We start from the raw sequence: 21,496 nt of genomic DNA, 5'->3' as shown, positions 1-21,496 counted from the left end.
CTTAGTCTCCCGTCACTGGTTCGAATTCAAGAAGAAGCCCGCTTTCGGGCCGAAGCATCGGCAGCGGCAAGCCGACATGCCGGAGCGTATCGAGACTGAAGGTCAGTTCGCCGTTCAGAAGCCGCTGTTGTCCTTCCGATATCCGGATGAACTCGGGCTCGGCGGGATGGATCGCCTTCACACGCCACTTGCCAGCACCTTCACCGCTCACCGGCAGGCGAACCGGCGCCGGCTGCTCGCCAACCATTTGCGGACCCTGCGCGACGAAAGCCACGATACGGCTCTCGTCCGCAGCACCCCAGACGTAACGGCCGTCGAGTGGCGGCAGGCGAAATTGCTTGCCAGGCGCATGCAGGAGCGGACGCAGGCTCTTATGAAGCGCGATCCAGCCTTCAAGCTCCTGCTTCTCGTCCGCATCGAGGGTCAACGGGTTGAGTTCGACGCCCAGATGATAGGCGAGCGCGACGAGCGCCCGGAAGGAAAGCGTCAGCCTGCGGCCGGTCTGGTGGTTCGGCGACGCGGCGATGTGCGCGCCGAGAAGTTCCGGCGGAACGAACTGCGAGGCCCCATGCTGTATTTCAAGCCGTTCGAAGGCATCGGTGCAATCGGAGGTCCAGACGCGGTGCGTGTGTCGGAGAACACCATAATCGATACGCCCGCCGCCCGATGCGCAGCTTTCGATCTCGACGGCCGGAAACGCCTGCCGGATCCTATCCATCAGGGCATAGACCGCCCGCGTCTGCTGCGCGGTCCGAGCACGGCCATCCGCGCCGCCTGCATGGGTCAGGTCGCGGTTCATGTCCCATTTGATATAGGCGATCGCATGCTGGGAAAGCACGGCTTCCATGCATCTGAAGAGATAGCCGCTGACCTCCGGCCGCGTCAGATCCAGCACCAGCTGGTTTCTCGACAGAAGCAGCGGACGCCCTTCGACCTGCAGAGCCCAATCGGGATGAGCACGGAAGAGCTCCGACTCGGGATTTACATTCTCGGGCTCGAACCAGAGCCCGAATTCCATGCCAAGGGAAGTCACATGGTCGACGAGCGGCTTAAGCCCTTCGGGATATTTCCGCTCGTCGATGAACCAGTCGCCGAGGCTGGTGGTATCGTCATCGCGCTTGCCGAACCAACCGTCATCGAGGACGAAGCGCTCGATGCCGACGGCCGCCGCCGCATCGGCCTGGGCCTTGAGAGAGTCCATGCGGTGATCGAAGTAATTGCCTTCCCAGGTGTTCAGCGTCACCGGCCGGGGCTTCATCTCGCCGCCCGGCCAAGCAATTACGCTCTCTCGCACGAAGGCATGGAAAGCTTCACTGTCAGGCCCGGCAAAGGCTGTCGGGCTAGCATAGGTTTCGCCGGTTGCCAGACGTATTTCGCCTGGTTCGAAGAGCTCGCCGAGATGCACCAGCCGGCGCCCGTCATCAAGCGTATCGATCGCCATCAGGTGATTGCCGCTCCAGCCGAGATGGAAGCCCATCCGCTCGCCACCGCATTCGAGGCAAGCGAAGGGGAAGCGGTCATGCGAGGTGCGCCCGCGCCGGCTTTCCTGCATCCAGAGCCCGTCGGCAATTGCCGTGCGGCGTGTCTGGAATTCCCGGCCCCACATGCCTGTGAAGGTGGTCAGCTCCGCCGCACCGGCAGGCATGAGGAAGCTCGCCGCCATGCATCGGTCGAGGGTGTAATCGCCGGAACCAAGATTGGTCAGCGATGTCGAAATCGACAACACTTCGGCGGGGCTCGCCTCGATGCAGATCCGCAGGCCGATCTCCGCGAGAGGATCCTCAACCTTCAGAATGACACCGGAAGCGATCTCCTCGGCCTGCCAGTTCTGGAACTCCAGGATGAACGAGCGCCCGTCGCGGTGCCCTGAGATCGCCGGCCAGCCGAAGAAGCCGAGCCCGCCGACAGGCAGCAGAACATTCGACGGCACGGCGATATCCATGCCGTTGACACGGCTCGAACGCGGAACGTCAGGCCAGAATTCCGGCGCAAGCGCTCCGCGACCGAAGCCGAGGATCTCCGGCATGCCGCTTACAGGCAGGCCGAGCGCCAGCGACACCGCGCCGGCTTTGATAACAACAGTCTTGCTCATCCCTTGGTCGCTCCGAGAGTGAGGCCCGCAATAAAGTGCCTCTGCATGAAGAAGAACATCAGAACCGGCGGCATCGCCGCGACGATGGATCCCGCCGACACCAGATGCCACGCGGCAACCCACTGTCCGTTGAGGGAATTAAGGCCGGCGGTGACTGGCATGGCGCTCTGTCCCTGTACGAGTACCGTTGCCCAGAAATAGTCGTTCCAGACGAAGGTGAAGATCAGCACCGACAATGCCGCGATCGCCGGACGCATCAGCGGCAGCACGATATGGACGAAGATCCGCCATTCAGAAACGCCCTCCACGCGAGCCGACTCGATCAGCGCGAAAGGCAAGCCCTTGATGAAGTTGCGCATGAACAAGGTGCAGAAGCCCGTCTGGAACGCGACGTGGAACAGCACGAGCCCGGTTACCGTGTCATAGAGGCCCATCTTCAGCGTCATGTCGCGCACCGGAACCATCAGGATCTGGAACGGGATGAAGTTGCCGGCAACGAAGATGAAGAACAGCGCCAGGCTTCCCTTGAAGCGGTAGACGGCGAGCGCGAAGCCGCAAAGGCATGACAGCCCGACCGCGCCGATGACCGTCGGGATGGTGATCTTGAACGAATTGAGGATGTAGTGGCCGATTGGCGAATCCCGGAAGACAGCGGTGTAGTTCTCGACACCGGCAAAGCCCGAGGGAATGCCAAAATAATTGCCGGCCGCCAAATCCCCCGAGGGCCGGATCGAGGTGACTGCGACGCCGATCAGCGGCAGGAGCCAGATGATCAGCGCGATCGGCAGGATGATCTGGTAGGCGGAGGACACCCATGGTGCCGATTTCTGGACAGGTGTTGGAAACATCAGGAATTCCTTTCCTGTCTCAGCATGCGGATGAGAAAGAAGGTGATGAAGATCATCATGATCAGGAAGAGCACGACCGCGATGGCGGCGCCATATCCCATCCGGAAACCGTATTCGGAGAGGGCTTCTTCATACATGTAGTAGGAGAGAACGCGGCTCGATCCGTAGGGACCGCCGGCCGTCATCACGGAGACGAGGTCGAAGGACCGAAGCGCGCCGATGACCGTCACCACCACCGCGATGAAGGTGGCCGGCCGAAGCTGCGGCAACACGATATTCCAGAACAGGTGCCAGCCCTTGGCGCCATCCATGCGCCCGGCCTCAATCTGTTCCGGATTGATGTTGTTGAGGCCGGTCAGGTAGAGGATCATGCAATAGGCGATCTGCGGCCAGAGGCCGGCCGCGATGATGCCGTAGGTGACCAGACGCTCATCCGCGAGGATGGCGATCTGCGTCCCCGTCAAAGCCTCGGTCAGCACCGAGAATAGCCCGAAATTCGGCGCATAGAACCAGGTAAAGATCAGGCCGACGACGACCTGGCTGATCACGAAGGGGAAGAAGAACAGCGATTTGTAGATCCGGATGCCGGCAACGGTCTGGTTCAGGAACAGGGCCGCGGCCAGGCCCGCCGGGACCGCCAGCAGATAGAGGACGAGCCAGATAATGTTGTTTTCCAGCGACGTATAGAAGGCGTCGTCGGAGAAAAGCTCGACGTAATTTCCAAGACCGATCCAGGTTTTTGGCCCCAGACCATCCCAGTCGTGAAAGCTGATCCATACGGATTGGAAGACCGGGAGGATCACATAGACCAGGAACATCAGGGCGCCCGGCGCAAGAAAGAGCCAGGGTGCGAAGGTCCGCTGATTGCGTTTCCAGAACCCCGGTAGAGCGGTGCTGCTCGTGCCCACTGTCTGCTCCTATGCAAATGCGAGTAAGAACGCTGCCGGACGTCGTGAACGTCCGGCAGCGGGTCATCGTTGGAATGGACTACTTGTAGGCGCGGGCGCGTACCTTATCGAGGCGTGCCAAGATCGCGTCGATCTTGTCGGGCTTCACCATGAATTCCTGGAAGCCTTCCATGCCGGCCTTTGCCATATCGGCCGGAGCGTCGCGGTCGTAGAACTGCGAGAGAGCCTGGGCCTTCGACACCAGCTCGAAGCCGGCCTTCAGGAACTTGTCGTCCGCAGGCGTCGACTGGTTGTTGACGGGCAACTGGCCGAGGGTCGCATTCATTTTCGTCTGCGCTTCCGGGGATGCCAGATAGGCGAGGAACTTCTTGGCGTCTTCCTTGTTCTTCGCGCCCGACGGGATGTGGAACGTGTCGAGCGGTGCTTCTTCTGCCGCAGGCAAGCCAGCGGTGATTTCCGGGAACGGCAGGAAGCCGATCTGGTCTTCCTTCAGCCCGCCATCCTTCATCGGAGCGACGGCGAAGTTGCCCATGAGATACATGGCCGCCTTGCCCTGAACGAACTGAGGCATGGCATCCTGCCAATCGAGTGCTGCATGGTTCTCAAGGAAATAGCCCGGCTTCACCAGTTCCGCCCACTTGGCGAACACGGCCTTCACCTTCGGATCGGTGTAAGGCACCTTACCGGAGGTCAGGTCCATGTGGAACTGGTAGCCGTTGACGCGCAGGTCGAGATAATCGAACCAGCCGGCGGTCGGCCAGAGTGCCTTGCTACCGATCGTAAACGGCGTAATGCCGGCGCTTTTCAGCTTGGCGCAGGCAGCCAGCAGCTCGTCCCAGGTCTTCGGCGGCGTAATGCCCTTATCCTTGAAGATGTCGGCGCGATAATAGATGCCCCACTGATAGTAGGTGTAGGGAACGCCCCACTTCTTGCCGTCGATGGTCATCGATGCCGCGGCAGACTTCAGCTGGTCGTTCAGCCCGTTTGCAGCCCAGACGTCGCTGACGTCTTCGAAAAGCCCTGCCTTGACGAAAGGCTCCATGCGGTTGCCGGCATACCAGGCGACGACATCAGGCGGCGTGGCGGTCAGAAAGTTGCGGATCGCGGACTTATAGCCTTCGTGATCGAAATTGTTCCACTTGACCTTGATATCCGGGTTCTTCGTCTGGAAGTCCGCAATCAGCTGCTCCATCGCCTTTTTCGGCACGGGATCCGACTGGTCGGAATTGAGAACGATTTCACCGGCGCAAGCCGCCGAGGCGACCAGCATGTAGCTCAATGCGATCGAGCTGATATTCTTCAAAAGGGTCACGTATATCCTCCACTGACCTGTTGCGGCGCGGAGCGCCGGCGCGCACATCGCCCCCAATGTGCGGCGTTGATATTCATCATTCAAATTCGTAGACCTCTACCGCCATATTAAAGTTCGTTTCCGGTTTTCTAAGATCGCGACCGCAATGGAGACTCTTGCAATGCTGATCGAAGACGAGTCAGTTCCAGTTCATGACGGCCCGACGCGCCACCCTCTCGTCGTCTTCGGCGATCATCGCTTCTGTGCCGGGGAGCGGTTGGACGTGCGGCGGATGAGCGGTCCGCACATGCACAGCCAGGTGGAACTCAACTATGTCCTCGACGGCCGTATCACATACTGGTTCGACGGCCGCAGGCTTCAGATCTCGCAAGGGCAGCTCTGCCTTTTCTGGGGAATGATCCCGCACCAGGTCGTAGACGTCACCGAGCCGGCAAACTTCGTCTGCCTCTATGTCCCCATGTCCGTGCTCGTCAACCTGCACAGCATGGGCACCTTTCGCGACGCCGTCTTCCGTGGCGGGTTGATAGAGGCATTGAGCGTCAGAGCACACGACCGCGATGTTTTTCTGAAATGGCGCGAGGAGTTGCTGTCAGGCGATCCGGAGCTGGAACAGATCGTCCGCGACGAGCTTGTCGCCCGCATACGCCGAATCGCCCGCGAGGGCTGGCAGGACTTGCGGGAACAGGGCTCCGCCATCGAAGCCTCGCGCAATCAGGATCCCGATCGCCTGCCGAGGGTGGAAAAGATGCTCCGCTTCATCGCCGAACGCGCGCTGGGCGAGATATCGGCGATCGATGTCGGATCGGCGGCCGGACTGCATCCCAACTATGCCATGTCGATCTTCAAGAAGACCGTGGGCCTAACCGTCAATCAGGCGATCACGCGCCATCGGCTCGATACCGCGCAGTCCCTGCTGATCTCCAGCGATTTGCCGGTGGCCGCAGTCGCATTCGAATCCGGATTTGGCTCGCTGTCGCGCTTCTACGAAGCCTTCGAGGAGCGCTTTTCCACGACGCCGGCCAAATATCGCAGCGGCTTCGGTCTGGTGACGACAAAGGGAGCCTCGGCGGCCTAGCATCGTCATTTTGAACTTCGGGCTTGCCCGCCGCTCAGCGTGCGACCGCCAGAATGCCGAGTACCGAAGCCATGGCGGCAAGCACGATCCGTACATTATGGATCATGAGCCAGGTGTCGAGCCGTGCGGAGACCTGATCGAGAGGAACCGACTTGACGGCAAATTGCGCGTTGCTCGGAAAGAACCAGGCAATGGTGAGAACCAGAACAGCCACAACGCAGGCGATCGCCCCTAGCCAAAACACGCGCGCTCCTCCCTCGTTCCAGCCAAGCCAGAGAGAGCCGACCAGACCAATGAGGGTAGGAGCGACCGCAAGAGGAATCGTGCGCGCGACAAACTGGCCGTTCTGGCTGAACCAATCTAGAAAGTCGGAAGCTGGAAGGCTTTTCCAGTAGCCTCCGAGCGTCACGCCGATCGCCAACATGACACCGGCGAACATTGCGGAGCCGGAGATGGCGAGAATGTTGAATAGGAGCCGCATCGGCCTCTCTCCTGTTTCTTTTTACGTCGATCTTGATGAGGTTGACGTTGCGTCTACGCCAGGCAGATGCCCGGAATGGCGACCTTCTGGAACAGGTGCGGGGAGGCAACTGCCGAGGATGGATAAGTCAAGAGCTTCTCCCTGAACTGCGGATGCGTAAATGCGGCGCGAAAATCAGCCATCGTCTCCCAGACGGCATAGTTGAAATACGTCGGGCTTTCACCGATCGCCCGGTGAAGCTGGGTCGAGATGAAGCCGGGTTGCCGCTTCATGAATGTCGCATCGTCTTGCCATGCCTTGAGGAAGATCTGTTCGTCCTGTTTATCGAGCGTGAAGACGTTCACGAGGATGACGGGGGCGGCATCGACCGCGACCTGACGTTCGATAGGAAATGAGGGGTCCATTGGACGCATATGCGACATGGCATACTCCGTTCGATATGGTTACATGGCGTCAATCTGGTGCGGCACACACATAGATAATTGACATTATGATGTCAAACTGATTATATGGTGACAAATGAACAAGACCGAATTGACCCCCGCCGCAACTGCCTTGACCGATCTGATCTTGGACCTGTTCAGGCTCAACAGCCGCGTTCTTGCCTCCGGCGACAGGCTGGTTGCCCCTCTTGGCCTGACGAGTGCCCGCTGGCAGATTCTCGGCGCGATCATCTCGGCCGGCCGGCCACAGCCGGTCGCATGGCTGGCGCGTGACATGGAAGCCAATCGCCAGAACGTTCAGCGCATCGTCAACGATCTGGAAAAGGAAGGGCTCATCGCCTTTGAAGCCAATCCGCATCACCGGCGGGCGCAACTCGTGGTGCTGACCGACAAGGGCAAGCAGACATTCGACGCCGCCATGCGCCTGCAGGCGCCGTGGGCCAACGAGCTCTCCGACGGGCTTCAGATCGAGGACATCGAAACGATGCACAGGGTCATTTTGGCGATGCGCAGCAAGCTGGAAGGAAACGGAGATGAAGAGCACACCTGATCGTTATGGCACGGTCGCAATCTCAATTCACTGGATCAGCGCCATTCTGATCCTAGCTCTGCTCGGCTCCGGTTTCCGGGCGACCAATGCCATGGATGCCGCTGCCAAAGCCGGTCTCCTGCGTTTTCATATTCCGGTGGCGATCGTCGTTCTGTTTCTCACTATCTTCCGCATCGTCTGGTGGCGGTTCGATCTGAAGCCGCTTCCGATGAAGGGATCGCCCGCATGGCAGGAGCGCATCGCTCGCTGGGTCCATCTCGCCTTCTACATCGTCATTCTTGGCATGATTGCCAGTGGCATCGGCATGATGATCCTGAGTGGTGCCACCCCAGCGGTCTTTGGCGAAGCCGGCGCCGCGCTGCCAAATTTCACCGACTATCCACCACGCGCGCCACATGGCCTGGGCGCCTTCTTGCTGGTCGGGCTTCTCATTTTCCACGCGGGAGCAGCCCTCTACCACCAGTTCGTTCGCCACGACGGGCTACTTTGGCGGATGTGGTACGGCGGCTAGTCAGGTCAGTCAGGGATATCCTCAATCCCCGCGCGGCTGCGATCCTGCTTGAGAGCCGACGATCGATGACCGCCTCATTCGCAGCCAGTTCAGTCCTTTGCGATCAATCCGTGGAGAATGACATCCACATGTGCCTTGAAAAACGCCTCCACATCCTGCGGCTTGCGATCGGCAAAGAGCATCTGCCATACGGACAGCATCATGGTCGCCCCTAGTACCGCATCCGGAATCCTGATTGCCGGCGCATTTCGAAACTCACCGGCGGCAACACCTGCTTCAAGGATATCCCTTGCCGCCTCCTTGAACGGCACAATGAATTCTTCATGATGGCGATCCACCACCTGCGGAAACCGCGATCCCTCCGTGAGGACGAAGCGCAGCAACTCTCGCGTATTCCGGTCCATCACGATGCGATCGTAAAGCAAGCGGATAAACATACTGATCCTTTCGGAATAGGATCCACTCAAGTTTTTCGCGTCGGCGCTAATATCGGAAAATGGGACGGAGATATGGTGGATCATCTCCTCAAACAGCCGCTCCTTCGTCTCGAAATAGAAATAGATCGTCCCCTTGGTGACGCCGACACGACTGGCAATATCCTCGATGCGCGTCGCCACATAGCCACGCTCCACGAATTCCTCGAAGGCCGCTTCCAGAATTTCCTGAGGACGCTGCGCCTTGCGTTGCGCCCGCTGCCCGAGTTGTTTTTCCGATGACATGCAACCTCCTCGTTTTCTTAGGAAAATCTGATATAACAATCTCAATTGTAACGGATTATTTCATTGACTAGTCAGTCAGTCAATAATATTGGACAAGCGCAATCGTAAAAACCCGCGCTCGGGGGATATATGAAAAGATCAGCACCCATCATGGGGTTGCTCACACTGACGCTGGCCCTATCGTCCTGCGATCAGAAAGACGCGCCCGCCGTACAGGCGTCACAAAACGTCCGAACTATCGAGACAACGCTCAGCAAGCCCACCGCACAGACAACCGTCACCGGCGAAGTGAAGGCCCGCATCGAGTCGGAACTTTCATTTCGCGTCAGCGGCAGAATCATCGAGCGCAGCGTCGATGTCGGAGCCAAGGTGAAGGCAGGCGATCTCCTGGCGAAGATCGATGCGGAGGAGCAGCGGGCCGACGTCGACGTTGCGACGGCGAGCCTTCAGGCCGCCGAAGCGCAGCTCACCCAGGCGCAACTCGCCGCGACCCGCCAGGAAAGCCTCTTCAAGAACCAGGTCACGACCCGCGCCGCCTATGATTCCGCCAATGAAGCGCTTCTGACCGCCCAGGGATCCGAAGAAGCCGCAAAGGCTCAGCTCGAGACCGCCAAGGACGCACTTTCCTACACGGAACTGCGCGCCGACGCGGACGGGATCATCACGGCGCGCAACGCCGAAGTCGGCCAGGTGGCGCAGGCGGCACAATCCGTCTTCACGCTTGCCCATGACGGTCCGCGCGACGCGGTTTTCAATGTCTTCGAATCCCTGTTTCTGAAGGAACAACCCGACAAGCAGGTCCTGGTCACCCTCCTGTCTGGCACACCCAAGCAGGTAACCGCCACGATCAGGGAGATATCGCCGACGATCGATGCTTCGACCGGCACCATTAAGGTCAAGGTCGGGCTGGATAATGGCGGGGATTTGCCGCTTGGTGCGGCCGTTTCCGGAACATTCAGCAAACCGTCGCCGGAAGCCATCCTTCTGCCATGGAGCGCCATGACTTCGGCGAGCGGCCAGCCAGCGGTATGGGTCGTCGACCCCGCAACGAGCGAAGTCTCCTTGCGGAAAATTCAGGTCGCCGAATACGAAACCGGACAATTCGCGGTCAGCGGCGGACTGAAGCCGCAGGAGGTCGTCGTCACCGAAGGCGGCAAATTCCTGCGCGCCGGCCAGCGCGTGGCCAGCTCCCAGGAGGCTGCGAAATGAGAAACGCCTTGATTGCAGCGTCGCTATTGCTGGCCGCGTCGACACTATCGTCCTGCGACAGCAAACCCGCCGAGGCAGAACAGAAAGTACGGCCGGTTCTTTCGACCATCATCAAATCGGTGCCGGTCGTCAGCCTGCAACTGCCGGGAACGATCGAGCCGAGGATCGAGACGGACCTTGGTTTCCGCGTCCTCGGGCGAGTCATCGCGCGCGACGTCAATGTCGGAGATCTCGTCACCAAGGGACAGGTGGTCGCCGCCATCGATCCGCTTTCCCTCGAACTTGCCGTCCGCAGCGCCCGTGCCGATCTGTCGAACAGCCAGGCGCAACTGACCAATGCTTCGGCATCGGAGGAACGCCAGCGCGCGCTTGCCGAATCCAGATCGGGCAGCGAGGCAGCGCTTGAAAGCGCCGAGCAGGCGCAGAAATCGGCCGTCGCTTCTGTCGCCAAGGCGCAAGCCAATCTGGCAAAGGCGGAAGAACAGCTTGGCTATGCCCAGCTGAAGGCGGAATTCGACGGCGTCGTCACCGCAACCTCGGCGGAAGTCGGCCAGGTCGTCTCCGCTGGACAGACCGTCCTCACCGTCGCTCGCCCCGACGTGCGCGAAGCGGTCATCGACATTCCCGAGGCAAGTCTCGACGGGCTGAAGCCGGGATCGCCCTTCGAGATCTCCCTGCAACTTGATCCCACCATCCGGGTCACTGGCATCGTCCGTGAAATCGCCCCTGAATCGGAGGCAACCACGCGGACAAGACGGACAAAGATCACGCTCAGCAATCCGCCGGACGCATTCCGCCTGGGCTCGATTATCACCGCAAGCGCCGTCATCAATGCCGAGCCCACCGTGTCCCTGCCGTCGACCGCCATTCTGATGCAGGACGGCAAGCCCAATGTCTGGGTGATCGACACGGAAAACGCAACAGTATCCCGCAAACCGGTCACCCTGGACAGCTCCTTTACCGACCCTGACCGCGTGCGGATTCTCGACGGACTGAAGATCGGTGACCATGTCGCGATTGCAGGCGTTCGTCATCTGACAGACGGCCAGAAGGTCAAACTTACGCAGGAGAACCAGCTTTGAAGACCTTCAACCTCTCCGACTGGGCGCTCGAACATCGTTCGATGGTCTGGTATTTCATGATCGTCTTCATTCTTGCCGGCGTGTTTTCCTATATGGGGCTCGGCCGCGAAGAAGACCCTTCCTTCACCATCAAGACCATGGTCATCCAGGCACAATGGCCGGGAGCGTCTGCTGAGGAAGTCACCAAGCAGGTGACCGATCGCATCGAGAAGAAGCTGGAGGAGCTCGAGTCCCTCGACTACACCCGCAGTGAAACCGTTGCGGGGCAGACGACCATCTTCGTCGAGCTGCTTCCGACGACAAAAGCCAAGAATGTCGAAGCCACCTGGGTCCGGGTCCGCAACATGATCGCGGACATCAAGGGCGATTTCCCGTCCGGCGTGGTGGGTCCGTTCTTCAACGACCGCTTCGGCGATGTCTACGGCAACATATTTGCCTTCACCAGCGACGGGCTCACCCAGAGGCAGCTTCGCGACCGCGTCGAAGACGCGCGCGCCAGGATCCTGACCGTTCCGAATGTCGGAAAGGTCGACATCATCGGCGCGCAGGACGAGGCCGTCTACCTGGAATTCTCGACCCGCAAGATCGCGGCGCTCGGCATCGACCGCTCCGCCATCATCTCGACGCTGCAGGCGCAAAATGCCGTCACACAGTCCGGTTTCGTGGAGGCAGGGCCTGAACGCATCGCGCTCCGGGTCGGCGGGCAGTTCTCCTCGGAAGAGAGCCTGCGGGCGATCAACCTCAGGGTCAACGACCGCTTCTTTCCGCTGACCGATGTCGCGACGATCAAGCGCGGCTATGTCGATCCGCCGTCTTCGCTCTTCCGAGTCAACGGCGAGCCGGCGATCGGCCTTGCCATCGGCATGAAACAGGGCGCCAACCTGCTCGAATTCGGGAAGGCTTTGGAAAAGAAGGTCGACGAGATTGTCGCCGACCTGCCGGTGGGCGTCGATGTTCACCGCGTCTCGGATCAGCCGGCCGTGGTCGACGAGGCCGTCTCCGGCTTCACGCGCGCCCTCTTCGAAGCCATAGCCATCGTGCTTGCGATCAGCTTCATCAGCCTCGGCCTCAGGGCCGGTCTTGTTGTCGCGATCTCCATCCCGCTCGTCCTTGCCATTACATTCGTCGTGATGGCCTATTCGGGCATTTCGTTGCAGCGCATCTCGCTCGGCGCCCTGATCATCGCACTCGGCCTCCTGGTCGACGACGCCATGATTGCGGTCGAGATGATGGTGGCGCGCCTGGAGGTTGGCGACGACCTGCGCAAGGCTGCCACCTATGTCTACACCTCGACGGCATTCCCGATGCTCACCGGCACGCTCGTCACCGTCGCCGGCTTCATTCCGATCGGCCTCAACGACAGCGCCGCCGGCGAGTTCACCTTCACTCTGTTCGTCGTCATTGCGGTGTCTCTGCTCGTCTCATGGATCGTGGCGGTTCTCTTCACCCCATTGCTGGGGGTGACGATCCTGCCCAAGACGATGAAGAAGCATCACGAGAAAAAGGGCTGGTTTGCCGCGCTGTTTTCACGACTGCTGACGATGGCGATGCGCTTCCGATGGGCAACCATTGCCCTCACCGTCTTTGCCTTTGCCCTTTCCATCTTCGGCATGGGCTACGTGCAACAGCAGTTCTTCCCATCATCGGACCGGCCGGAGCTCATCGTCGACTGGAACCTGCCGCACAACAGCTCGATTACCGAAACGAACCGGCAGATGGCCCAGTTCGAACGTGAGAAGCTCGCGAACAACCCGGGCATCGATCACTGGACCACCTATGTCGGACAGGGCGCACCGCGCTTTATCCTGTCGTTCGACGTGCAGACGCCGGACGTGACCTTCGGGCAGACGGTCATCGTCACGAAGAGCCTGGAGGTGCGCGACAAGGTGCGGGCGGAGCTTCAGGACTACCTCAACAAGACCTTCCCCGGCACGGACGCCTTCGTGAAGCTGCTCGATATCGGCCCGCCGGTCGGCAAGCCTGTACAATACCGGATAAGCGGCCCGGACATCCAGAAGGTCCGCGGCATAGCTCAGGATTTTGCCGGCGTCATGGGTAGCAATCCCTCACTGACTGGCATCATCTTCGACTGGAACGAGCCGGCGCGCGTCGTCAAGATCGATGTTCTCCAGGACAAGGCGCGCCAGCTGGGCGTTTCGTCCGAAGACATCGCCACCGCGCTCAACAGCATCGTCGAAGGATCGAGCACGACCCAGATCCGCGACGACATCTACCTGATCGACGTGATCGGGCGTGCCCAGACGGCAGAGCGCGGTTCCATCGAAACGCTCCAGAACCTGCAATTGCCGGCCTCGAACGGTAAAGCGGTCCCGCTCTCGGCCGTGGCAACCTTCCGCTACGAGCTGGAACAACCGACCATCTGGCGTCGCGCGCGCATCCCGACGATCACGATCAAGGCCGGCGTCGTCGGTGCGATCCAACCGGCAACGGTCGTCAGCCAGCTCGATGCCAAGGTCGAGCAGTTCGAGAAGACATTGCCGGTCGGCTATTCGATCGTCGTCGGCGGTGCCGTCGAAGAAAGCGCCAAGGCACAGGGACCGATCGCCGCCGTTGCACCCATGATGATTTTCATCATGGCGACGATCCTCATGATCCAGTTGCAGAGCTTCAGCCGGCTGTTCCTGGTCTTTGCGGTCGCCCCGACAGCCCTCATCGGCGTGGTCGTCGCGCTGTTGATGAGCAATGCGCCGCTCGGCTTCGTTGCGATATTGGGCGTGCTGGCGCTGATCGGCATCCTGATCCGAAACTCGGTCATCCTCGTGGTGCAGATCGAGCATCTGCGAGAAACCGGGGTCAGCGCATGGCATGCTGTGATCGAGGCGACCGAGCATCGTATGCGACCGATCATGCTGACGGCCGCCGCCGCCACGCTCGCCCTGATCCCCATTTCGCGAGAGGTGTTCTGGGGACCGATGGCCTATGCCATGATGGGCGGCATCGTCATCGGCACGGCCCTGACGCTGTTGTTCCTCCCCGCCCTTTACGTGGCATGGTTCCGGATACCGCGAGAAGAAGCGGTCAAGGAACCGGAAGTATCTGCATAATCCAAGATAACAGACCCGCGCCGCGCTCTTTCGAGCGGCGTGGGTCTGTTGCCAGTCTCTATATCGCTGCCGATGCACCAAGGATCGGCCATGATCTTTCGCGGCGGATAGGCGCAACCAGATAGCGAAAAACTGACTTTACTAATACCGTATTTATTGCAACATTCCCGACATTCTAAAAATTGCTCGGGATGCGAATATGAAACGGGTTGTTGAAATTCTGATTGCTTTCACCATGTCGGCAGGCGTGGTCGAAGCCGCCTCGTGCGAAAGCAATTTCAAGACGAGCGGAGTGCCGATGGTCACGGCTGTCAGCTACAAGACCTGGCAGGAACTCCCGAAGGCAAAGGCGGCAACGGTTCTGAAAACGCTTGCCCAAGCCGTTGCGGCAGAGGGATTTTCCGGTATCAAGATCGACCGGGACCTTTCGGCCATCGACGCCTATCAGGAAACCACGGGGTCCGGCAGAATTCAGACCCTTAGAGTGGTCGCACGTCAAATCGGCGCCGGAGTGCGCGTCGACGCGATATTCGATATTCAGGCCGGCCAAGTCACCTCGAACAATGCGGTCCGAACCGGTCTTTGCAACATCGTGAATTCCGTATCGCGGTAAAAGCCGGACGTTTCCGCTTCCTACATCCGGTAAGATGTAAATGGTGCGGAAACGCCGATTGCCATTCGGTAATTATACGCTTACCCAATCGTCGCCCAGACGCCCTTGGTCTGGGTGTAGGAGGTGAGCGCATCCATGCATTTGTCGCGGCCGTTGCCGCTTTCCTTCCAGCCGCCGAAGGGAAGCTGCATGTCGCCGGTCATATAGCTGTTGATGTAGACCATCCCGGCCTCCACATCGCGCGCGAAACGATGCGCCTTGCCGAGATCCGATGTCCAGATGCCGGCGGCGAGACCGAAGCTGGTATCATTCGCGATCGAGACCGCCTCCTCGAAACCATCGAAAGCAATGATGCTGGCGACAGGACCGAAGATCTCCTCGCGGGCGATGGTCATCTGGTTGTTGACACCGGTGAAGATCGTCGGCGAAACGAAGGCACCCTTTTCCAGCCCTGCCGGAATGCCGCCGCCGAGCACGCATTCCGCGCCGGCCTGTTTGCCGATGCCGATATAGTTCAACACCCGCTTCTGCTGGCCGAAATCCACCAGCGGCCCCATGCTGGTGCTAGGGTCCAGCGGATCGCCCGGACGATAGCCCGTTTCGGCTTTTTCACGGAAGATGTCCGTGAAATCCTTGAGGATCTTGCGTTCCACGAGGATGCGCGAGCCGGCGCAGCAGACCTCGCCTTGGTTTCCGAAAATACCCATGGCCGCCCAGGAGGCTGCCGCCTCGAGATCGGTGGCGTCGGCCATGATGACATGTGGAGACTTGCCGCCACATTCGGTCGAGACCTTCTTGAGGTTCGACTGGCCGGAATAAACCATCATCAGCTTGCCGATCTCGACCGAGCCGGTGAAGGCGATCTTCTCGACGTCATGATGAAGTGCGAGTGCCTTGCCGGCCTCCGGCCCGAAGCCGTTGACGACGTTGAGCACGCCCTCGGGGCCTCCTGCTTCGACGAAGAGGCGCGCGAGAAGAATGGCCGACAGCGGTGACTGCTCGGCCGGCTTCAGCACCACCGAATTGCCCGCCGACAGTGCGGGAGCGATCTTCCACGCGGTCATCAGCAACGGGTAGTTCCAGGGCACGATGCACCCGATAACCCCGAGCGGCTGGCGCAGCAAGTAGGAAAGGATATCGGGGGAGGTCGCGCCCACACTTCCCTGTACCTTGTCGATGCATTCGGCGGTGAAGCGAAAGCAGAGAAGCGCCAGCGGAATGTCCACGTTCAGCATCTCGCTGATCGGCTTGCCCATGTCCATGGTGTCGATCAGCGCGAATTCCTCGCGATGCGCCTCGATGAGATCGGCAAAGCGCAGCATCACCGCCATGCGCTCGCGCGGCGCCTTTCGTGACCAGATGCCGGATTTGAAGGCCTTCAGGCCTGATGCCACGGCACGATCGATATCGGCGGCATCACCCTGGGCCACTTCGGCGATCACCGCGCCGTTCGCCGGATTGATGCTTTCGAACAGCTTGCCAGACCTTGCCGGCAGGAGCGTGCCGTCGATGAACAACCCGCCCTCGAGCTTCAATTTTTCGGCCTTCTGGTGCCAGGTCGCATGGGTGGAAACAGCGGTCATTTTCGTTCTCCTCAAGCCGCAAGTATTTTCTGGCAGGCACGCTCGGCAAGCATGATTGTCGGCGCGTTGAGATTGCCGGACACCATTTTCGGAATGGCGGAGGCATCGGCGATGTGCAGGCCCTCGAGGCCATGCACCTTCATCGTGACGGGATCGGTTACGGCGAACCTGTCGACGCCCATCCGGCAGGTGCTGGAGGGATGATAGAGCGTCGTCATATGCCCCCGGACATAATCGGCGATCTCGGCATCCGTCTCGCACTCCGCGCTCGGCGACAGCTCGTAGTCGATAAGCTCTGTTATCGGCGATTGGGCGAGGATATTGCGGTTGATCCGCGCCCCGGCGATCATCGTTGCAAGATCCGCCCCGTCGAGATCGGAGACGAAGTATTTCGGATCGATCGCCGGATGCTCCGTGGGATCCGCCGAACGCAGCCTGATCTCGCCGCGGCTGTTCGGACGCTGGAGAACGCAATGGGCGGTGATACCGGAACGGCCGCCGAGGAACCGGGCATAGTCGCGATGCGGGCTGATGGCGCCATAAAGCTGGAGATCGGGCTCGACGCCTTGCCGGCTGCAGACGTGGGCGCCCGCCGCCACCCAAGGCGAGGTGCGGATGCCGCTTCGATGATCACGCCATTCCGCAAAACTGTCTTCAAGGATTTCCTCTGTCCACGCCCCGATCCCCATCGGCTCCTTGGCGTAGAAGGATATCGGGATATTGAGGTGGTCCTGCAGATCCTTGCCGACGCCGGGAAGATCGTGAACCGGCGTGACGCCCGCCGCTTCCAGCTCCGTGGCCGGGCCGATGCCGGACAGCATCATGATCTGACATGTCCCGATGGCGCCGGCTGCCATGACGACTTCGCTGGCCGCATAGGATGTCTCCGGAATGCCGTTCACCAGGTAGTTCACGCCGATGACACGGCCCTTCTCGATAATCAGACCGGTGACGAGAACGCCTTTTTTCAAGGTCAGGTTCGGCCGGTCGAGGACGGGGCGCAGATAGGCCTTGCCGGTCCCCCATCGTTCGCCATTCCTGATCGTGAACTGGAAGAGCCCGGCCCCCTCTTGGCTCTCGCCATTGAAATCCGGGTTGAACGCGAAGCCCGCCACCTGGGCGGCTTCGAGCCATAGGTGCTCGTGCCTATCGACATAGGGCACGTTGGCGACATGAAGCGGCCCTTCATTGCCGTGATAGGGGTCGGCCTGGAAATCGGCATTGTTCTCGGCGGCGAGGAAGGCCGGAAATACGTCCTTCCAGCCCCAGCCGGTGCAGCCCATCTCCTGCCAGGCGTCATAATCCGACGGCAGGCCGCGAATATAGATCATGGCATTGAGCGCGCCGGATCCGCCGACCATTTTACCGCGCGGCCAGAAGATGCGGCGGCCCCGGCAGCCGGGCTGCGGCTCGGTATAGTAGCCCCAGTCGGCGCCGGTATTAAACATCGTCACCCAGTCGGACGGGATATCGGAAGCAATCGGCGCATCCCGCCCGGCCTCCAGCACCAGAACCTTTCGCTTCGCATCCGCGCTCAGGCGATGGGCCGCCACGCAGCCGGCTGAGCCCGCCCCGATAATGATCGTATCGAACATCATCCCATTCTTTCGTTGGAAAATCGGCAAAGAGCCATGCGTTGCCCCGTGCCGGCGCGCTCGACGCCGCCGGCACTTCGGGACTGTCAAAATCAGGCTTTCGCCGATGCCTCGAGCGCCGTCACCAGTGTCACAGGCCCATCCAGGATGGGGCTTGCGATGGCAAAAAACACAGCCACCGCATCCGAACCATTGTGGCGGTCCATGGCGGCGCGATCCGCGAAGCGTTCATAGGTGGTGAACAGGCACGGATCGTCCTCACTCTGGGAAATGAAGAAGCCGAGAGTTTCCGGCTCATTCATGGCCACATGCGAGGCGACCGCCATCAGGGCGTCGCGCATGGTCGCCTCCTGCCCGGCCTTAACCCGGATGATCGCGCTGATGGTGTGCATCAGAACGACCTCCAGTCGCCGTCGGCCTCAAATGCACTGGCCGCACGATAAATCGTGCTCTCGTCGTAATCCTTGGCGATCAGCATCAAGCCAACGGGCAGTCCGTCCACGAGGCCGCAGGGCAAGGACATGGCCGGATGGCCGGTGACGTCGAAGGGGCTGGTGGACGCGGTCATCTCGAAGGCGCGCTCAATGATCTCGGAGAGCGGCGCATCCTTCTCGGGCAATTTCGTTGCCACGCAAGGCAGGGTCGGCATCAAGAGCAGATCATATTCACCGAAGACCGCGTCATAGGCAGCCTTTGCCGCGATAGCGATATTGCGGGACTTGGCATAGTAGCGCCCGCGATAATGAGTAAGCCCCCACTGACCAACCAGCATGCACAGCTTGAGTGTCTTCGACAGATCGTCGGCCCGGTTCCGCCAGGACGAATGCGCGTCCAAGAGACCGACATCATAGAGCCCCTTCCAGTTGAACCCCATGCCATTGCCATGCATCATCTGCACCATGAAGCCTTCCAGCGTGATCGGATTCCAGGCCGCAAGCGCATTGAGATGATCCGGAATGGAGACCTCGGAGATCTCGGCACCGAGGCCGGCCAGACGCTCCGCACCCGCCCGCACCTTGTCGGCAACCGCCTCCTGCATGTTCGACACGGCAAAGCCTTCCTTCAGCAGGCCGATCTTCAAACCCCTGACGCTTTTGCCCAGGGCCTCGGTATAGGACGAAACCTTCGGCGCATACTGGCGCGGATCGAAGCCGTCGGCACCGGCAAGCACTTCCAGCAGCAGAGCATTGTCGGCCACCGTCGCGGTCATCGGCCCGGTATGGTCGATGGTCGATTCGATCGGCATGACGCCGGTATAGGGCACGAGACCATGCGTGGCCTTCATCCCGTAAATGCCGCAATAGGAGGCCGGAATTCGGATCGAGCCGCCCTGATCGCCGCCGATCGCCATGTCCACTTCGCCGGCCGCCACCAGTGCGGCGCTGCCGGAAGACGATCCACCCGCCGAATAGCCCATGCGGTGCGGGTTATGCACCGGGCCGGGATCGGAGGTGTGGCTACCACCGGAGAGGCAAAAATGCTCGCAGACCGCCTTGCCGACGATGGTAGCACCTGCATCGAGCATGCGGGTGACGATGGTCGCGTCGGCGGCCGGCACGAAGCCTTCAAGCGTCGTTGACCCGTTCATCATCGGAACGCCGGCGAGCGCGACATTGTCCTTGAGAGCGACTGTTCGTCCCTTGAGCTTGCCCTCGGACGCGCCCTTCACCTCGCTCTTGTAGGCCCAGGCCCCGTATTTATTTTCCTCAAGGCCCGGCTTGTAGCCGGGAGTGCGCGGATATTTGGCCGGTGGCAACGGATTGGGCAGCGAGTCGACCACATCATAGGCATCGAACATGCCGCCCATCAGAGACTGATAACTGGCGGCCTCTTCGGCAGACATGTTCATGTGCAGGCTGGAGGCCAGCTCGACGACATCGGCAACGGTTGGACGGGTAATGGACATGAGTCATCCTTTCTTGTGAAGACAAGCGTTTTGAGATCGGATTTCGGTTGGAACGGAGCCGGAACGGCTCCGGTAAACTAGACGGGGGCCATGCCTACCTCCCCGGACAGGATGGCATCCCGATCGATTTCTCCGGTGATGCGGCCCTTCTGGATATGCAGGATCCGGTCGGACAGCGACGTAATGAATTCGAGGTTCTGTTCGACGACGATCAGCGACAGTTTCCAGCGGCTCTTCAGCGCAATCAGCGTCTCGATAATCTCCTCGATGATTGACGGCTGAATGCCCTCAGTCGGCTCATCAAGCAGAATGAGCCTCGGCTTGGTGCACAGGCAGCGGGCAAGCGCCAGAAGCTGCTGTTCGCCGCCGGAAAGCGCCCCGCCGCGACGGTCGAGCAGGCGAACGAGACGCGGAAAATCCTGAAGAACGGTATCGATAATCGATCGGTCCTCCTTTCGGGCCGCCACCAGCCCCATCCGCAGGTTTTCATAGACAGAAAGCTCCGGAAAGATCTCGCGCCCCTGCGGCACCAGCCCCATGCCGAGCCTCGACCGCTCGAAAGGTTTCATCCCTGTCACGTTGCGGCCGGAGAATTCCACCGAGCCGGCTGTTGCCGGCAGATGCCCCATGAGAGTACGCATGAGCGTCGTCTTGCCCATGCCGTTATGGCCGAGGATGCCGAGATACTCGCCCTCTTCCATCGCCATATCCACGCCTGCGAGGATCGGAATCCGCCCGTAGCCGGATCGCAAGTCCTTCACGCTCAGAAGCTGTGTCATGCAACCACCTTCTTTCCGAGGTAGATGTCTCGAACCCTCTGATCGGCGAGCACGCGGTCGATCGTGTCCTCCACCAGCACCTTGCCCTGGTGAAAGACCGTGACCTTCTTGGCGATCAGCTTGATGAAGGCCATGTCGTGCTCGACGACGATAATGGCGCGCGACTGGTTGATGTCGCGGATGATCTCCGCGGTTCTAAGCGTCTCTTCGTCCGTCATGCCGGCGGCGGGCTCGTCGAGCAGGATGAGGTCCGGCTCGGCGGCAAGCACCATGCCGATCTCGACCCATTGGCGCTGGCCGTGCGACAGCGTCGCGACGACCCTGTCGGCGAAGTCGCTCAACCGGATCAGGGAAAGCACGCTTTCCACCATGGGCGCGAGCCCCCTCGGGGTCGCCTTGCGGCGGGCCGCCATCCAGATATTTTCGCGGACACTCAAGCCGTTGAAGACGCTCGGAACCTGCGTCTTGATGCCGATGCCCATGCGGGCGATCTCATGCGGGAGCTTTCCCGCGATCGGCTGCCCCCGGAACGCGATCGTCCCCGATGTCGGCGTCTGCTGGCCGGTGAGTGACTTGAAGAAGGTGCTCTTGCCGGCTCCATTCGGGCCGATCAGGCAGCGTAGCTCCATCTCCTCCAGCGTGAAGTTGATGTCGTCATTGGCGACGACGCCGCCGAAGCGCATGGTCAGATGTTCTGTCTTGAGAAGCAAAGTGGGCTCGGGCAT

Annotated in this window: 20 protein-coding genes; 7 read left to right on the top strand and 13 right to left on the bottom strand. The window is 60.5% G+C overall.

Features of this window, described 5'->3' with window-relative positions:
- Position 1: 1 nt before the first annotated feature.
- From PMI03_RS22220 to PMI03_RS22205, 4 genes are all read right to left on the bottom strand, one after another.
- Positions 2-2,092, bottom strand: a complete 2,091-nt coding sequence (locus PMI03_RS22220) for an alpha-galactosidase (RefSeq protein ID WP_007698347.1) — start codon at positions 2,090-2,092, stop codon at positions 2-4.
- Positions 2,089-2,940, bottom strand: a complete 852-nt coding sequence (locus PMI03_RS22215; protein ID WP_007698344.1) for a carbohydrate ABC transporter permease — start codon at positions 2,938-2,940, stop codon at positions 2,089-2,091. Before PMI03_RS22215 ends, PMI03_RS22220 begins: the two co-directional genes overlap by 4 nt.
- Positions 2,940-3,758, bottom strand: coding sequence for a carbohydrate ABC transporter permease (locus PMI03_RS22210; protein ID WP_012649910.1), 819 nt, complete (start codon positions 3,756-3,758; stop codon positions 2,940-2,942). The genes PMI03_RS22215 and PMI03_RS22210 overlap by 1 nt, the downstream gene beginning before the upstream one ends.
- 169 nt (positions 3,759-3,927) lie before the next feature.
- Positions 3,928-5,118 (bottom strand): ABC transporter substrate-binding protein, encoded by a 1,191-nt coding sequence (locus tag PMI03_RS22205; protein ID WP_051696718.1) that lies wholly within the window; start codon positions 5,116-5,118, stop codon positions 3,928-3,930.
- Positions 5,119-5,320: 202 nt separating this feature from the next.
- Between PMI03_RS22205 and PMI03_RS22200 the strand changes: the two genes are divergently transcribed.
- On the top strand, positions 5,321-6,235 hold the full coding sequence (locus PMI03_RS22200) for a helix-turn-helix domain-containing protein (protein WP_007698333.1): 915 nt from the start codon (positions 5,321-5,323) through the stop codon (positions 6,233-6,235).
- Between the two features lie 34 nt (positions 6,236-6,269).
- Here PMI03_RS22200 and PMI03_RS22195 read toward each other — a convergent pair whose 3' ends face one another.
- Both PMI03_RS22195 and PMI03_RS22190 read right to left on the bottom strand, forming a co-directional pair.
- Positions 6,270-6,716 carry a DUF1772 domain-containing protein gene (locus PMI03_RS22195; RefSeq protein ID WP_007698330.1) on the bottom strand — a complete coding sequence of 149 codons (447 nt, stop codon included), beginning with the start codon at positions 6,714-6,716 and terminating at the stop codon, positions 6,270-6,272.
- Between the two features lie 53 nt (positions 6,717-6,769).
- The gene (locus tag PMI03_RS22190) at positions 6,770-7,138 is read right to left on the bottom strand and encodes an antibiotic biosynthesis monooxygenase (RefSeq protein WP_007698327.1); all 369 of its coding nucleotides are present in this window, start codon (positions 7,136-7,138) and stop codon (positions 6,770-6,772) included.
- A gap of 97 nt (positions 7,139-7,235) precedes the next feature.
- Here PMI03_RS22190 and PMI03_RS22185 point away from each other — a divergent pair, with 97 nt between their 5' ends.
- Positions 7,236-7,709, top strand: a complete 474-nt coding sequence (locus tag PMI03_RS22185) for a MarR family winged helix-turn-helix transcriptional regulator (protein ID WP_007698319.1) — start codon at positions 7,236-7,238, stop codon at positions 7,707-7,709.
- Positions 7,693-8,220: a cytochrome b gene (locus PMI03_RS22180; protein WP_007698316.1), complete on the top strand. Its 528-nt coding sequence runs from the start codon at positions 7,693-7,695 to the stop codon at positions 8,218-8,220. Before PMI03_RS22185 ends, PMI03_RS22180 begins: the two co-directional genes overlap by 17 nt.
- A gap of 89 nt (positions 8,221-8,309) precedes the next feature.
- Here the strand turns inward: PMI03_RS22180 and PMI03_RS22175 are convergent, their stop codons facing one another.
- Positions 8,310-8,939 carry a TetR/AcrR family transcriptional regulator gene (locus tag PMI03_RS22175; RefSeq protein WP_007698313.1) on the bottom strand — a complete coding sequence of 210 codons (630 nt, stop codon included), beginning with the start codon at positions 8,937-8,939 and terminating at the stop codon, positions 8,310-8,312.
- 129 nt (positions 8,940-9,068) lie between these two features.
- On the opposite strand from PMI03_RS22175, the gene PMI03_RS22170 reads away from it, so the two are divergent.
- The 4 genes from PMI03_RS22170 to PMI03_RS22155 all read left to right on the top strand — a co-directional run bounded on the left by PMI03_RS22170 (position 9,069) and on the right by PMI03_RS22155 (position 14,908).
- Complete coding sequence (locus PMI03_RS22170) at positions 9,069-10,148, top strand: efflux RND transporter periplasmic adaptor subunit (RefSeq protein WP_007698305.1); 1,080 nt, start codon at positions 9,069-9,071, stop codon at positions 10,146-10,148.
- Positions 10,145-11,230 (top strand): efflux RND transporter periplasmic adaptor subunit, encoded by a 1,086-nt coding sequence (locus tag PMI03_RS22165; protein ID WP_007698303.1) that lies wholly within the window; start codon positions 10,145-10,147, stop codon positions 11,228-11,230. Before PMI03_RS22170 ends, PMI03_RS22165 begins: the two co-directional genes overlap by 4 nt.
- Positions 11,227-14,295 carry an efflux RND transporter permease subunit gene (locus PMI03_RS22160; protein ID WP_007698301.1) on the top strand — a complete coding sequence of 1,023 codons (3,069 nt, stop codon included), beginning with the start codon at positions 11,227-11,229 and terminating at the stop codon, positions 14,293-14,295. Before PMI03_RS22165 ends, PMI03_RS22160 begins: the two co-directional genes overlap by 4 nt.
- Positions 14,296-14,494: 199 nt before the next feature.
- Complete coding sequence (locus PMI03_RS22155; RefSeq protein WP_007698298.1) at positions 14,495-14,908, top strand: hypothetical protein; 414 nt, start codon at positions 14,495-14,497, stop codon at positions 14,906-14,908.
- Between the two features lie 80 nt (positions 14,909-14,988).
- Here PMI03_RS22155 and PMI03_RS22150 read toward each other — a convergent pair whose 3' ends face one another.
- The 6 genes from PMI03_RS22150 to PMI03_RS22125 all read right to left on the bottom strand — a co-directional run bounded on the left by PMI03_RS22150 (position 14,989) and on the right by PMI03_RS22125 (position 21,496).
- The gene (locus PMI03_RS22150; protein ID WP_007698281.1) at positions 14,989-16,491 is read right to left on the bottom strand and encodes an aldehyde dehydrogenase; all 1,503 of its coding nucleotides are present in this window, start codon (positions 16,489-16,491) and stop codon (positions 14,989-14,991) included.
- Between the two features lie 11 nt (positions 16,492-16,502).
- Positions 16,503-18,086 (bottom strand): GMC family oxidoreductase, encoded by a 1,584-nt coding sequence (locus PMI03_RS22145; RefSeq protein ID WP_007698277.1) that lies wholly within the window; start codon positions 18,084-18,086, stop codon positions 16,503-16,505.
- 92 nt (positions 18,087-18,178) lie between these two features.
- Positions 18,179-18,478, bottom strand: a complete 300-nt coding sequence (locus PMI03_RS22140) for a putative quinol monooxygenase (RefSeq protein ID WP_007698274.1) — start codon at positions 18,476-18,478, stop codon at positions 18,179-18,181.
- Positions 18,478-19,992, bottom strand: coding sequence for an amidase (locus tag PMI03_RS22135; protein WP_007698271.1), 1,515 nt, complete (start codon positions 19,990-19,992; stop codon positions 18,478-18,480). The genes PMI03_RS22140 and PMI03_RS22135 overlap by 1 nt, the downstream gene beginning before the upstream one ends.
- 77 nt (positions 19,993-20,069) lie before the next feature.
- On the bottom strand, positions 20,070-20,771 hold the full coding sequence (locus PMI03_RS22130; protein ID WP_007698268.1) for an ABC transporter ATP-binding protein: 702 nt from the start codon (positions 20,769-20,771) through the stop codon (positions 20,070-20,072).
- Positions 20,768-21,496, bottom strand: a complete 729-nt coding sequence (locus PMI03_RS22125; protein WP_007698266.1) for an ATP-binding cassette domain-containing protein — start codon at positions 21,494-21,496, stop codon at positions 20,768-20,770. Before PMI03_RS22125 ends, PMI03_RS22130 begins: the two co-directional genes overlap by 4 nt.

The sequence above is a fragment of the Rhizobium sp. AP16 genome, assembly GCF_000281735.1.
Classification (GTDB): domain Bacteria; phylum Pseudomonadota; class Alphaproteobacteria; order Rhizobiales; family Rhizobiaceae; genus Rhizobium; species Rhizobium rhizogenes.
This window is presented reverse-complemented; position numbering and strand designations above follow the sequence as displayed.